Source organism: Kitasatospora sp. GP82, assembly GCF_029892105.1.
GTDB lineage: Bacteria > Actinomycetota > Actinomycetes > Streptomycetales > Streptomycetaceae > Kitasatospora.
The window spans coordinates 1-13000 of the sequence record NZ_JARZAJ010000078.1 but is presented as its reverse complement, the minus strand read 5'-3'; the positions used below and the strand labels follow the sequence as shown (position 1 = coordinate 13000).

Annotated in this window: 13 protein-coding genes and 3 pseudogenes; 7 read left to right on the top strand and 9 right to left on the bottom strand. The window is 69.9% G+C overall.

What is annotated here, in order from left to right:
• Positions 1–93 (bottom strand): annotated as a pseudogene (locus P3T39_RS36080) (AraC family transcriptional regulator); the annotation flags it as partial.
• 295 nt (positions 94–388) lie between these two features.
• The gene (gene bla / locus P3T39_RS36075; RefSeq protein ID WP_280703547.1) at positions 389–1318 is read right to left on the bottom strand and encodes a class A beta-lactamase; all 930 of its coding nucleotides are present in this window, start codon (positions 1316–1318) and stop codon (positions 389–391) included.
• Between the two features lie 158 nt (positions 1319–1476).
• On the opposite strand from bla, the pseudogene P3T39_RS36070 reads away from it, so the two are divergent.
• Positions 1477–1710, top strand: a pseudogene (locus P3T39_RS36070) (LysR family transcriptional regulator); the annotation flags it as partial.
• 317 nt (positions 1711–2027) lie between these two features.
• Here the strand turns inward: P3T39_RS36070 and P3T39_RS36065 are convergent.
• The 4 genes and pseudogenes from P3T39_RS36065 to P3T39_RS36050 all read right to left on the bottom strand — a co-directional run.
• Positions 2028–2369, bottom strand: a pseudogene (locus P3T39_RS36065) (IS5 family transposase); the annotation flags it as partial.
• A 282-nt stretch (positions 2370–2651) separates the two neighbouring features.
• A complete protein-coding gene (locus P3T39_RS36060) occupies positions 2652–2996 on the bottom strand; it encodes a hypothetical protein (RefSeq protein ID WP_280703546.1) in 345 nt (114 codons plus the stop codon).
• Positions 2993–3607 carry a sigma-70 family RNA polymerase sigma factor gene (locus P3T39_RS36055; protein WP_280703545.1) on the bottom strand — a complete coding sequence of 205 codons (615 nt, stop codon included), beginning with the start codon at positions 3605–3607 and terminating at the stop codon, positions 2993–2995. Before P3T39_RS36055 ends, P3T39_RS36060 begins: the two co-directional genes overlap by 4 nt.
• A 69-nt stretch (positions 3608–3676) precedes the next feature.
• Positions 3677–4003: a hypothetical protein gene (locus P3T39_RS36050; protein WP_280703544.1), complete on the bottom strand. Its 327-nt coding sequence runs from the start codon at positions 4001–4003 to the stop codon at positions 3677–3679.
• Positions 4004–4759: 756 nt separating this feature from the next.
• Here P3T39_RS36050 and P3T39_RS36045 point away from each other — a divergent pair.
• Both P3T39_RS36045 and P3T39_RS36040 read left to right on the top strand, forming a co-directional pair.
• Positions 4760–5983, top strand: a complete 1224-nt coding sequence (locus tag P3T39_RS36045) for an MFS transporter (protein ID WP_280703543.1) — start codon at positions 4760–4762, stop codon at positions 5981–5983.
• Positions 5984–7539: 1556 nt separating this feature from the next.
• A complete protein-coding gene (locus tag P3T39_RS36040) occupies positions 7540–8241 on the top strand; it encodes a hypothetical protein (protein ID WP_280703542.1) in 702 nt (233 codons plus the stop codon).
• Between the two features lie 148 nt (positions 8242–8389).
• Here the strand turns inward: P3T39_RS36040 and P3T39_RS36035 are convergent, their stop codons facing one another.
• Together P3T39_RS36035 and P3T39_RS36030 are read right to left on the bottom strand one after the other, a co-directional pair.
• Positions 8390–9100: a DUF2254 family protein gene (locus P3T39_RS36035; protein ID WP_280703541.1), complete on the bottom strand. Its 711-nt coding sequence runs from the start codon at positions 9098–9100 to the stop codon at positions 8390–8392.
• A gap of 26 nt (positions 9101–9126) precedes the next feature.
• Positions 9127–9702 (bottom strand): DUF2254 family protein, encoded by a 576-nt coding sequence (locus P3T39_RS36030; RefSeq protein WP_280703549.1) that lies wholly within the window; start codon positions 9700–9702, stop codon positions 9127–9129.
• Between P3T39_RS36030 and P3T39_RS36025 the strand changes: the two genes are divergently transcribed.
• The 3 genes from P3T39_RS36025 to P3T39_RS36015 are packed head-to-tail and all read left to right on the top strand — an operon-like array spanning position 9703 to position 11342.
• Complete coding sequence (locus P3T39_RS36025; protein WP_280703548.1) at positions 9703–10395, top strand: metal ABC transporter permease; 693 nt, start codon at positions 9703–9705, stop codon at positions 10393–10395. It begins immediately after the preceding gene.
• The gene (locus tag P3T39_RS36020) at positions 10392–11012 is read left to right on the top strand and encodes a transcriptional repressor (protein ID WP_280703540.1); all 621 of its coding nucleotides are present in this window, start codon (positions 10392–10394) and stop codon (positions 11010–11012) included. Before P3T39_RS36025 ends, P3T39_RS36020 begins: the two co-directional genes overlap by 4 nt.
• 51 nt (positions 11013–11063) lie before the next feature.
• Positions 11064–11342 carry a hypothetical protein gene (locus tag P3T39_RS36015; RefSeq protein ID WP_280703539.1) on the top strand — a complete coding sequence of 93 codons (279 nt, stop codon included), beginning with the start codon at positions 11064–11066 and terminating at the stop codon, positions 11340–11342.
• A gap of 75 nt (positions 11343–11417) precedes the next feature.
• Here the strand turns inward: P3T39_RS36015 and P3T39_RS36010 are convergent, their stop codons facing one another.
• Entirely contained in the window at positions 11418–12011 is a 594-nt protein-coding gene (locus P3T39_RS36010; protein ID WP_280703538.1) for a TetR/AcrR family transcriptional regulator, read from the bottom strand.
• A 136-nt stretch (positions 12012–12147) separates the two neighbouring features.
• Between P3T39_RS36010 and P3T39_RS36005 the strand changes: the two genes are divergently transcribed.
• A complete protein-coding gene (locus tag P3T39_RS36005; RefSeq protein ID WP_280703537.1) occupies positions 12148–12891 on the top strand; it encodes an SDR family oxidoreductase in 744 nt (247 codons plus the stop codon).
• Positions 12892–13000 lie beyond the last annotated feature (109 nt).

Here is a 13000-nt window from a genome sequence, read left to right as displayed (position 1 = left end):
GCTGGGTGGCATGCCGACCAGTTCGGTGAAGCGAGTGCTGAAGGTGCCCAGCGACGAGCAGCCGACCGCGAAACAGACCTCGGTGACGCTGAGGTAGTCGAGCCGTGCTCGCCGTGCGGGTCCCGCTCCGGCTGCGGCGGCCGGCGAGGAGAGACCGACTGTGCCGGCGCCGGCTGCGAGTCCGAGGGCGGCGAGCCGGCCGAAGCGGACGCCTGGAGAGCTGGCTGGCCAAGCCGCTGTGGCGGGGTGAACGCGTCGTTGTGATCCTCCTGGTGTTTTGTCGCAGCCGAATGGGGAGCTCGACATGTGAGCCCGCACGGCTGGGAGACTCGCAACGCGTGGTTGTCCGGCAACGACGACCGGACTGGTCTCCGGCCTGCTGGGTGGATCAGTCGAGGGCGTCGAGGCCAGCCTTCGTGGCCTGCGCGATCAGGGCGTCGTCCGACGGGGCGTTGGGCTTGCCGCGGTCGGTCAGGATGGCGATGACGACGGGACCGCGGCCGCCGTTCGGCCAGGCGATCGCGATGTCGTTGCGAGTGCCGTAAGCGGCGTTGCCGGTCTTGTCGCCGACCTTCCAGCCGGCGGGCACGCCGGCCCGGATGTACGGGCCGCCGGTCGTGTTGCCCAGCAGCCAGTCGGTGAGCAGCTGTCGCCGGTCGCCGGGAAGGGCGTCGCCGAGGACGAAGCGGCGCAGGTCGGTGGCGAGGACGCGGGGCGTGCTGGTGTCCCTGGGGTCGCCCGGGGTTGCCTCGTTGAGGGTCGGCTCGGTCCGGTTGACGTTGGTGGTCGGGTCGCTGAGGTCGCGCAGGGCCTGTTGCACGCCGGCGGGGCCACCGAGCTCGGCCGCGACGAGGTTGGCCGCCGTGTTGTCGCTGTACTCGATGGCGGCGGCGGCCAGGTCGCGCACCCGCATGCCGGTGGCTACGTGCTGCGAGGTGATCGGCGCCCACTGCAGCAGGTCCTCCTGACGGTAGGTCACCACCTTGTCCAGCTCCGCGTCGGAGGCGTGGCGCAGCACGGCGCCGACGGCGAGCGCCTTGACGGTGGAGGCGAACGCGAATCGCTCGTCCGCGCGGTAGGTCACTTCGCGACCGGTGCCGGTGTCCAGCGCGTATACGCCCAGTCGGGCGCCGAAGCGTTGTTCGAGCCGGCTGAACGCGTCGGCTGCAGTGGCAGTGGCAGTGGCAGTGGCAGTGGTGGCGGTGCGGGATTCCGCGGGTGCGCCGGTGCCGGTTACCGCGCATCCGGTCAGCAACGTGGCCGCGAGCAGTGCAGCGGCCGGCAGCGCGGTACGGGACTTCCGTAGCAGGGGCGTCATCAGCGATCTCCTCGATGGTCGTGCAGAAACCGGGGCCGAAGCCGCGTGGACCGACCCGGTGGCCAGGCCGGCGCCCTCAGCTAAACAGACGGTCAAGAGCCCAGTCCAAGACCGTGATCGTGAAGAGACTGATAGCGAAATGCCTATGATTGCCCGTCATGGACCTGCTGCGGCACCTCCGCTACTTCCGCGCCGTTGCCGAGGAAGGCCACTTCGGCCGGGCCGCCGAACGCCTGCGGATTGCCCAGCCCTCGCTCTCCCAGCGGATCCAGCGGCTGGAACGCGAACTCGGCGTGACCCTGTTCGACCGCGGCCCGCGCGGGGTCGCCCTCACCCCGGCGGGTCGGCTGCTGCTGACCGAAGCCGAGGAACTGCTGGAGTGTTCCGCCCGCCTACTGGCGACCGCCGCCGACCTGCGCACGGGACGGGCCGGCACCCTGCCGACCCTGCGCCATGAGGTCGGCGTCATCGAGTACCCGGACGGCGCCCGCTACGCGGTCGCCGTCTTCACCCGCGCCGCCGCCACCAGCATCACCCTCCCCGCCGCCGACGCTGTCATCGGCACTACCGCCCGCCTCGCCGTCGACACCTCCGCCACCCACCTGCACCACTCACCTGCACCACTCCCAGCCCCAACCACCTCACCTTCTTCTGGAACAACTGACGCCACGTCATCACCGCCCCCTTCGAGGACGCCGGTGGCGGGGGCCTTACGGGCGCCGGCGGCGTGCTGGTGGGCACGCATGACCGTGGAGTCGACCGAGACGTCCCGGTCGATGCCGCCCCCGGCGTCCGCGACGGCCTGGACCTGCTGGAGAAGCCGCTCCCAGGTCCCGTCGGCGGACCACTGCGAGTGCCTCCTCTGCACGGCCTTTCACTGGCCGAACCGCTCAGGCAGGTCACGCCACTGCGCACCGGTCCGCACCCGGTGCAGGACTCCGTTGATCACCTGCCGATGGTCCCGCCACCTGCCACAACGCCGGTTGCTCACCGGCAGGAGCGGCTCCAGCCGTGCCCATTCCTGATCGGTCGGATCCCCGCGCGTAGTCATACCAAGCCAACGAGTCGGATGATCGGACAGGCATGGCCTGGCCCGCACGAAAAGCAGCACCGGGAGGGCCGTGCACACGCCGATGACCGTCGGTATCGCTCAGTCCCGCTTCCTGACATTGATATTCCGGAAGACGAAGAGCGATATTCAGGTTCATCGCTCCCGTCACGTGGAGCATGGAGCAGCAGGTCGCGGGCGGTCCCTGGGAGTTGTCCGAGGTACAGCACCAAAGGCGCCGACGGGCGGGTGAGTATGCCGTACCGGCCGCGATCCGGACATGATCTATGGCTGGCCGGTCACACGGGGGTCCGCATCGGACGGGCCGACCTGGCGCGTAGGTGTGGACGGAGGTGGTTCACTGATGCCAGGGGTGCCGGCGGGCCGCGCCGGAGCCTGGTCCGGCGGGTTGCCCGGCAGCAGCACCAGCAGGCACACGGCCACCACGGCAGCGGCCACACCGAGCGCGGCGAAGGCAACCCTGTGCACCCGGCGCACTCCCCAACTGCGTCCCTGCGGGGGTACGTCGCGGCACAGGTCGCGGTGCGTGACGAGCGCGGCGCGGGCGGCCAGCGCGGCGCGCAGCCGGTCCTCGGTCGCAATCCGGCGGTCTTCGGCATTCGGCTTCATCGGCCCGCCCCCAGCTTCTTCTCCAGGACATCCAGCGCGCGGCTCGCGGTGGACTTCACCGTGCCGCGCGACAGCCCGAGCGTCTGCGCGATCTGCGCCTCGGTCAGCTCCGACCAGTAGCGCAGCACCAGCACCTCACGCTGACGCTGCGTCAATTGCGCCATAGCGTCGAGAACTTCACGGTGCTCCTCGGCGAGCAGCAGCCCCTCGTCGACGGGCGGCCCGTAACCCTGGTGGGGCGGGGTGTAGGCACGGGCGGTGCGACGTCTGCGCAGTACGGAGCGGGCCGCGTTGACCACGGCGGTGTGCAGGTAGGCCCCGGGGTCCTGGAGCCCGTCCAGCGAGGTGCCGTGCGTGCGGCAGACGGCGGCGAAGGCGTCCTGGACGACGTCCTCGGCGGTGTGCAGATCGTCCACCAGGAAGCGCGCGAGCCGCACCATGTCGAGTCGCCGTGCCCAGTACAGCTCGGTCAGCGTGGGCTGCGGCTCGTCGTCGTACGGCGTGCCGAGTGCCCGAAGATGATGTCCCCGTACCGGCACACCCTCGGTCCGGGGCAAGCGGGAGAGCAGACGGGACCACCAGGGCGGCGCTGCGGGAATGGCGTACTGCATGGGCCTCGATCCGTTCCGGGAGGGGCGGGCGGGCCTGCGGAAAGGCCGGCCCGCCCCGTGGTGCTGGTGCTACTTCTGGACTCCGCTGCCCGGCTGGATCACCCGGGGCGCATTCTCGGCCGGGGCGGTCCCGGCGCCGGGCTTGCCCGCGCCAGCCGGCTTGCCCGTCTCGACGACCTTCGGGGTGCCGGCGGGCGTCGAGACGCCGGGCTTCGACGCGGCCTGCGAGGCTGCGTCCCCGGTCGTGGTGACCTTCGGCGCGGCGGGGGCCGGCTCCACGCCGGAGTCGGCGACGGCCTGCGCGGCGAAGCCGCCGCCCAGCAGCAGCGCGACACCGGTGACGGCACCCAGGACCCGGAGGCGGGGACGGTAGTTCAACTTGGCGTGCAAAGACATGAGATCCTCCCGAGGAAGTGACGGAAACATGGTTTGGAACAACAGCTGAAGGGCGCCTTCAACCCACCAGACGTGCGACACCCCCCGAGGTTGCGACCACATCCGAGAAACCTCACCACGGCCTGCTCTTCGGGGAGAGACCGTCCGGCAGATCGCTCGGGCACGGGACACGCACCTCCGCTCAAGCGCCACGTGACGGAACGTCAACCCCCGTGCCGCAAAGGCTGCTTCACCGAATCAGCGCGAGCCGCCCAGATGCGCGCGTAACGCTTGGCCCGGCGCGGATCGGGCACCGTCGTGAGGCGGTCCAGCAGCTGCGGGTGTTCCCCGGGCTCGGTAGGCCGGGCGGCGGCGAGCTGGCCCAGGCCAGCGGGGATAGGAGATGATGATCAGGCAGGCAGTCGATGACGTAGCGGACGTGCGGGGCGTGGAAGTAGCCGCGGACGATGCCGGGCTGCTTCTGGCGGCGTTGGAGGAAGCGCCGGACCTCGTGGTCGAGTTGGTTGGCGTTGCGGGCCCCGAGGCGGGCAGCAGGGTGCGCTTCAGGTCCGCGTTGAGGCCATCGCCGAGCTCACCAGCCTGCTCACCCCCAGTGGCAGCCACGGGTGACCTGCGCGGTGATGCCGCCGCCGCGTACCCGCATCCACAGCGGCCGCGACCTGGCCGATGTGATGCCGGCGGGCGGTCCGGGCCAACTGCTAGAATCAGCGCGTTGGCCTTCGGCGCGTCCAGTGCGTGCGCCCGGAGGCTTTTTTCATGCCTTCTGACACATCCGCGCCCACCGCGCCTGCCACCACCAGTTATCGCGCCCTGCTCCGCAACGGCGAGTTCGCCGGCTTGTATGCCAGCTTCACACTGATGGTCGCCGCGAGCACCCTGTCGGGCTTCGCGCTCGGCACCCTGGTCAACCACCAGACCGGATCCCCGTTCCTGACGGCCGTGAGCATGTACGGCGCCACATTCGCGACCGTGTTCGGTGCGCTGACGCTGATGTCGGTCGCGGACGGGCGCCGTCCCCGCCGGACCATCGTCGCGCTCCAGTGCGTCTCGCTGGTGGGTGTTGCTGCGCAGGCGATCCCGGGGCTGCCGTTGGCTGCCCGGTTCGCTCTGCTGCTGGTGCTGGGGTTCTTCCAGTCCCTGGGGACCGGCACGCGGATGGGGTTGCTCGCCGAGGTTGTGCCGACCTCTACCTACGCGCTGGCACGTTCGCTGATGAACATCACCTCGGGTGGCATGGCGATCACCGGCTATGCCATCGGCACCATGCTGCTGCGGTACCTGAGCCCGCAAGGAATCGTCATCGTCGCCGCAGTCCTGACCGGACTCGGATTGGTCGTGGTGGCCACGACCGTCCGGGAACACTCGATCCGTCCGACCCGTCGCCCCGGACTGCGTCAGACCTGGACGACGAACATCGCGCTCTTCTCCCAGTCCGGCCAGCGGGCGCTGCTGCTGAACCTGTGGGTTCCCAACGGCCTGATCGTCGGCTGCGAGGCTCTGTTCATCTCCTACGACCCGGATCACGCCGGCGCCCTCCTGGCCGCCGGATCGGCAGGCATGCTCCTCGGGGACCTGACCGTCGGGCGACTGCTCACCGCCGATCAGCGACGCCGCTACGCGTTTGCCCTGCGGCTGCTGCTCGCTGCCCCTTACCTGCTGTTCGCGATCCACCCGCCCCTGGCGGTGGTGACAGCCGCGGTGTTCGTTGCCGGTGCCGGGTTCGCCGCCACCCTGCCCCTACAGGAGCAGCTTCTCGCGCTGACCCCCGATCCGGTCCGCGGCCAGGTCCAGGGCGTTGAGTCCGCAGGCCGGATGACGTGGCAGGGCATCGGCGCTGCGATCGCCGGCGGGATCGCCCAGCACCTCGGTCCGGGCACCGCGATCACCGCCATAGCCGCAGTCTCCGTTGCCATCACCGTTGCCTCCCGACCGTTCGTGGTCCGCGCCCGCGCTGTCAGTGTCGAAAGCGCCGGCGCATGAGCCGCCCAACCTGATAGCCAGTTACACCGGGTTTCCCACTGGCCCTCGCCCGTTCGTAGCGCGTGGCGGTGCGCCTGTCTCGCTCGGACCGGTTGTCCGGTGAGCGGGACCAGGGTGGCTGGCCAGCGGTGGCACGTGGTGGCGCCGCAGGATCCTGCCAATGGTTCGCCTCCGGCATATCGCCTGTGACCAGCGGTTGCGGGACAGTCTTCAGGTGTCGATATGGCGTAGCCTGGCAAGAGGGGAGTGAGGAAGAGGTGGAAAAATCAAGAAGAGGTGGAAAAGCCAAAGAGAACGGTATTTGAAATGGCCAGTATAGGCGCTCGGCGCCGAGGAAGAAAGCGGAATGGCAGGCTCACGGCAGCTGCCGTGATGGCAGTAAGCACTGTCCTGGGGGGCGGTGGCACGGCTCTGGCGAACGCCGTCTCGGCCGCACCGGAAATGCATCAGTACATTGGGCAAGAGACCCCCCAGCCGGGGAGCTTTGGCGCTGGCTACAGTGCCGGCTTGGGAATCGGTGAAAAGCAAGCCGCAGCAGATTTCAAGAACGGCCAGCTAGGCCGTGCTTTCAATGCCCCTACAATCTCGGGAAATGACCCCGGGTATTCATATGCCCAAGGAATGTGGAAGGGCATGAGGGCCGGATATACAGACGGAATAAATACACTGCTGGGCGAGAAGATTGGACCCGCGATACCCTCGCCTGGGTATAACTATAATCCCGGGGGAGAGAGGCATCAGCGTTCGTCGGAGCCATCGACAACGCCGACAACGCCAACAACGCCATGTTCCGCCACATGTGGTGGCTCGTCCACGGGCGGTGGTACGACCGGTGGTGGCTCGTCCACGGGCGGTGGTACGACCGGTGGTGGCTCGTCCACGGGCGGCGGCGCGACCGGTGGTGGCTCGTCCACGGGTGGCGGTACGACCGGTGGTGGCTCGTCCACGGGCGGTGGTACGACCGGTGGTGGCTCGTCCACGGGCGGTGGCGCGACCGGTGGTGGCTCGTCCACGGGCGGCGGTACGACCGGTGGTGGCCCCTAGTACTCCAGTAGTACTCCAGCCGGACTTCTCCATTCCCGCTGGTCAACGGCCTGGGAGTGGGGAGTGAAGCGGGGCGGGACCGGGTGTGGGACGGTCTTTGCCGGTCCGTCCCACCAACGTGTGGCCGCGCCTCATGTAACGACAGCGGCGGGCTCGCGCCTGGTGGCGGCGACGCCAGCGAGACCGCGTCATCGCATGGCCGCGGCCCGGAACGCGGCACAGATGTCCACGGCCATGGTCGACACGATGGGCTGCCTGTCGGTGACGGAAGAGCTGGCGCAGCCTCGTGCCTCGAATCGCACCACGGCGAGGTTCTCCGCGATGAAGGCCTCTGCCAATGTGTGGTGCGTCGTCCGTCTGTGGTTCCGCTCGCAACGGTATGCTCCCGCGACAGTGCGGCGTTAAGGTCGTGAATGGCCAAGTCTGGTGGTATTGACCCGGATTGGGGGCGGGCCTACGCTTCCGGCACCGGTCGGTCCATGGTGGCACGGGCCGGTCAGAGGGAGTGCGCTATGGGCGTTGCCATCCCGATTGTCCTGTTCCTGTGCCTGGTCGGCACGATCCTCCTGGTTCCAAGAGTCGAGGGCCGGCGTGCTGGGCACCGCTGCCGGTCGGCGGCCGCCGAGCTGGTTGCGTCCTACGGGTTCAATGCCGATCCGCAGGCCGGTCCCGCGGTCGTGCCCTGGTCGGCGCCGCCCTTCCACTACGGGCGGCGGGCGCGGGTGTTGGATACTGCCCGAGGTTCCTTCGTCGGGCTCCCTGTGACGGTCTTCGGGTACACCTGCCGGGAGAACGGCACGGCACACTGGTACGGCGTCGCCGTCATCCGGCTGTCCCGCCGGCTGGCTCCGATCGAGGTCCACCACGACCCGGTCTTCTCCTCGACACGGGTCAACTACGTGCCCGCGTACCCGCATCGGCCGACCGGCGAGGCGGTGTTCGACTCGGCCTTCCGAGCCTCCACCCCGGACGAGGTGCTGGCCCGCACTCTGCTGACGCCTGCCGCCGCGCGGATGCTGCTGGCGGCCCCGGAGCCCTTCGACTGGCGTGTGGCCGACGACATCCTGGTGGTGTGGAGGCGGGACGGCTGGACGTCCGGGGCTGCGCTGGTCGGTTGCTGCCTGGCGGCAGTCCACGTCCTGGCACCGGTACTGGACCTGGAGCCCGAGGCGTTCAGCGCGCCGTTGCAGGCCGAAGGGCTCGGCTCCGGCTGACCCCGAACGGACGGTTCGCACGCTCTGCTGACGCGCAATCGGCCCGGCTGTGCGCGACGTTGGTCGAACCGGCGGGCCGTCCGGCGCGCCAGGCGTCTCGGGTGTCTCGGGTGTCTCGGGTATCTCGGGTGTCCGATCGGGTTGGCGCTCACTCGTCGGTGTCGGGCGTGGCATGCCCCGGGGCCGTGCCGTCGTGGAGGGCGAGCAGCGCCTGGTATCTGCGCAGCACGTCCGCGCGGTCGGTTTCCTCGGGGACGGAGGCGTCGCACGATCGTCGGATCATGGCTGCCTGGTCCAGCAGCACCTGGCGCCGGCCCGGGATCGAGGTCTGCTCCATGATCTTGTAGAGGGCGTCCAGCTGACGGATCATCACCGCGGGCATGCCGGGTGCGGACTGGCGGATCTTCTCGAAGGCGCGCTGGACCAGCCGGTCGTAGTCGGCCTGGTAGGCGATGACGCGGATGTGACCGCGTGGGTCGCGGTAGACGCGCTGAGGGTGCCAGCCGGTGGTGATCCGGCACAGGCAGTCGCCCAGCCAGTCGATGCAGGTCAACGCGGTGAAGGTGTCATTGACGGCTGACGACAGGGCGCGGATGGCGATCTCCACCAGCTGGTCGACGCCGAAGGAGACGTCCTGGGTCAGCGTCCGGTACGGCCCGGTGACCTGGCCGCGGGCCAGGTGCTGCGCCACGTGGGGCGCCGCCGTGGCCGGCCAGACCACTGCCAGGGGCTGCCCCTCGACGAGGAAATGGCCGGGCCGGTAGGGGAGGTGGAGCACGGCGTCCGACTCCGCGGCGATGCGGATGAGCCATTCGTGCCGGATGTACTGGAGGTAGCCGCTCGCAGGAGTAGGGATCACCGCCCCGGAGACACCGATCCGCTCGATCAGCTCATCCGGCTGGGCCCGCTGTCGAGGCCCTCGGGCGCCTCGGCGTCGGTGCCGCCCTGGTCCTCGATGGCTCGGGCGAGGTCGTCGGCGATGCTCGCGATGACCTGGGGGAGCTGGATCATCGTGGCGATGTGGTTGATGAAGTAGATCAGCACGGCGAGGTCGACCAGGGTCAGGCCGAGCGACAGCGTGATCGAAAGATGTGGGACGAAGTCCCCGTGTGGTCCGGGGCTGATCGACACCAGCACCAGCACGGTGTAGAAGAAAGTGGCCACGAAGGTGCCCAGGGTCAGCTGGGTACCGCGGTCGCGGATGAAGTTTCGCAGCATCCGGGGACCGAACTGGGTCGAGGCCAGCGTCAGGGCGACGATCGTGATCGAGAAGACCAGCCCGACCACGGTGATGACCGCGGCGGCGATGGTCGTCAGAATCTGCCGGGCCCCGTCGGCGGTTCCGCTCAACACCCACGTGGCCAGGGAGAACCGGCCGTCGTAGGCGGCCCGGTCCACCGTGATGGTCACCGCGAACAGCGCGGCGGCCCCCAGTGCCTCGACCGCCGGGACCAGCCACAGATTGGTGCGCAGCGTCTCACGCCGCCAATCGGCCTCCAGAAACGCACCGCCGCGCTGGTCATCGCCGCGCTCGGGCGCAGAGGCCGGGACGGCGGCGCGGAGGACTCGGCCGTCACCGGGACGGTGCAGGCGTTCGCACTGGCCTGCGGGTTCCTATTCATCGGCCTGTACAAGGGGTTGCTGGAGGGGCCGACGGCGCTGCTGTTCGGCAGCTTCCTGGGCATCACCACAGGCCAGGTGACGGTGCTCGCGGTGGTCGCCGCCGTGGTGCTGGCCGTGCCGGCGGTGATCGGGCGCCCGCTGCTGTTCGCCTCCGTCGACCCGGAGGTCGCGGCCGGACGCGGGGTACGGGTGCGACTGCTGTCCACGCTGTTCCTGGTCCTGCTGGGCGCCGCGACCGCCGAGGCGAGCCAGATCACCGGCACACTGCTGGTGTTCGCGCTGATGGTGATACCGGCCGCCACCGCCCAACAGCTCACCGCACGGCCAGGGTTGAGCCTGGCACTGTCGGTGCTGCTCGGCCTTGCGGCGTGCTGGCTCGGCCTGGTCGCCGCGTACTACCAGCCCTACCCACTCGGCTTCTTCGTCACCGCCTTCGCCTTCGGCGGCTACGTCCTGGCCCACCTGGTCCGAGCAGTCCGCGAGGCGTTGGGCCGGGTGCGGGCGCCACTCGCGGTCGGAGGTGCGGCATGACCGCCGTCCTTACTCAGACGTTCTTCCAGCACGCGCTGCTGGCAGGGACGTTCATCGCACTCGCCTCCGGTCTGGTCGGCTGCTTCCTCGTTCTGCGCGCCCAGATCTTCACCGGCGACGCGCTCAGCCACGTCGCCTTCACCAGCGCGCTCGCGGCGGCCGCGAACCGGCGCGCCGCCCGCATGACGCCCCGGCGGCCGGCGGACGATGCCGGGCTGATCGGCCGGCCGACCCCGCAGCGTGCCGAGGTGCTGGAGGCCCTCGCCGGGTGCGAGGAGTTCGTCAGCACCCAAGTCCTCTACGCCAGGCTGGTGCAGACCGGCTCGCGGGTCGGCCTGAGTACCGTCTACCGCACCCTGACCGCCCTCACCGAGGCGGGCCGCGCCGACGTCGTGCGCGACGCCAACGGCGAGCGGCTCTTCCGGTACCGGGCCTGTGGAGACCACCGGCACTACCTGATCTGCCGCCAGTGCGGCCTCAGTCTGCCGGTGGACTCCACAGCGGTCGAGGCCTGGGCCGACCATGTCGCAGAGATATCCGGCTTCGCGGACGTCCGCCACACGGTCGAGCTGACCGGCACCTGCGCCACCTGCCTCGCCGCGAGAACCGCCGACTGACGAACCGGAACACCTACTACCACCGACGGCAACGCCGAAGGAGGATCTGTCATGCCCCGATCAGCGACATCGCGCCTGGCCGCCCAGCCGACCACGCTCAAGAGCCAGGCCCGCCAACTCCTCGAACCGGCCGAGGACGACATCGTGGTGGTGCGTCAACTCGACTGCGCCGAGCCGGGGTGTCCGCCGGTGGAGACGTTCGTCGCCGTGCTCCCGCCGTCCGGCGCGTCCAGGCGATGGACGCTGCACCACCCCGTCGACGAGATCACCCCGACCTGCTCGCGCAGGCCCTGCCCAGCCCGCCAGGCCCCCGGCACGGGGATGAGCTGACCCGCTGCCACCCGCCGCAAAAGCCTCACAATCGGTGGGCCGAAGGTTGGCGATCGCGGTCGACGAGGGGCTGGTTCAGGCTGGGACGGCGGCGTCGACCAGGGCGGCGGCTACGGTGCGGGCCGCCGTTTCGGCGCCGGGGTCGCGGTCCAGCCAGGCGCTGATCCCGGCGCCGTCGTAGAGGATGACCAGTTGGTGGGCGAGTGACTTCGCGTCCTTGGCGCCTGCCTGCTGGGCGAGGTCGAAGAACAGCTCGCGCAGCCAGGTGCGGTAGTCCTGAGCGGCCTGCTCGACGACACCGCCGGGTGCGGCGTCGGCACTCGCGCTGATGAACGCGCAGCCACGGAAAGCCGGCTCGGTGAACGACAGCCCCTGCACCTCGAACGCGCCGACCAGGCGCTCCTTCGGGGTGTCGTAACGCGCTTCGAGCTCGCGCGTCATTCGCTCGACGGTGGCGGTGTGCCGCGCCTGGAGGTAGGCCCGGACCAGGCCGTCCTTGCTGCCGAATGCGCTGTACAGCGTTGCCTTCGCGACTCCGGCGCGCTCGATGACCCGGTCGATCCCGACCGACTGCACGCCCTCCGCGTAGAACAGCTCGTCGGCGGCGGCCAGCAGCCGCGCCCGCGCTGCCGCGCTGCGTTCCTGCGGTGAGAGCACCTTCTTCGACATACCCGCACGGTAGCAGACAGGTCTGTCTGTCTTCAATTGACCGCCCGTTGCCATTGACACATCCAGACCGGTCTGTCTACCTTGGAGGTGTTACCAGACAGACCGGTCTGGATAACAATTTTGGAAGGTGCATCCCATGTCTGTGGAGCGCGCAAACCTCGACCTGCACCCCATTACCGCCCTGGTCACCGGGGCCACCTCCGGCATCGGCCGGGCGGTCGCCAAGCGGCTGGCCGCCGACGGAATGTCCGTCGTCGTGGCCGGCCGCAATGCCCAGCGCGGCGCCGAGACCGTCAACGAGATCACCGCAGCCGGCGGCCACGCCCGGTTCGTCGAGGCGGACCTCGAGGACCCGGCCGGCATCGACCGGCTCGCCGCGGAGGTCGGCGAGATCGACGTCCTGGTCAACAACGCCGGGCAGGCCGTCTGGGCACCGACCGAGGACATGAAGGTCTCCGAGTACGACGCGATGTTCGCCAGCAACGTCCGCGCGCCGTACTTCCTCGTGGCCGCGTTCGCCCCGGCGATGGCGGCGAAGGGATCGGGCAGCGTGATCAACATCGGCAGCATGGCCGGCAGCCTCGGCCTGGCCACCGGCGCCGCGTACGGCGCGACCAAGGCCGCGCTGGCGTCACTGACACAGGGCTGGACGGCCGAGTACAGCGGCCGCGGCGTCCGCTTCAACACCGTCGCCCCCGGCCCGGTCTACACCCGGCCCGAGGCCCGCGACCTGTTCGACGCGCTCGCCGAGACCACCCCGATGAAGCGCGCGGCCGAGCCCGCCGAGATCGCCGAGGTCGTCGCATTCCTCGTCTCGCCGAAGGCCGGCTACGTCACCGGCGCGACCGTCGCCGTCGACGGCGGCCGCACCGCCGTCTGAACCCGCCTGCCCTGAGAGGGCGTTCGATAGGGGATTCCCCCCAACTGTCCGGCTTTCTGTGTCGCGACACGGACTCGGTTCCATGATCTCGTGGCGGTCGGGTCCGTGT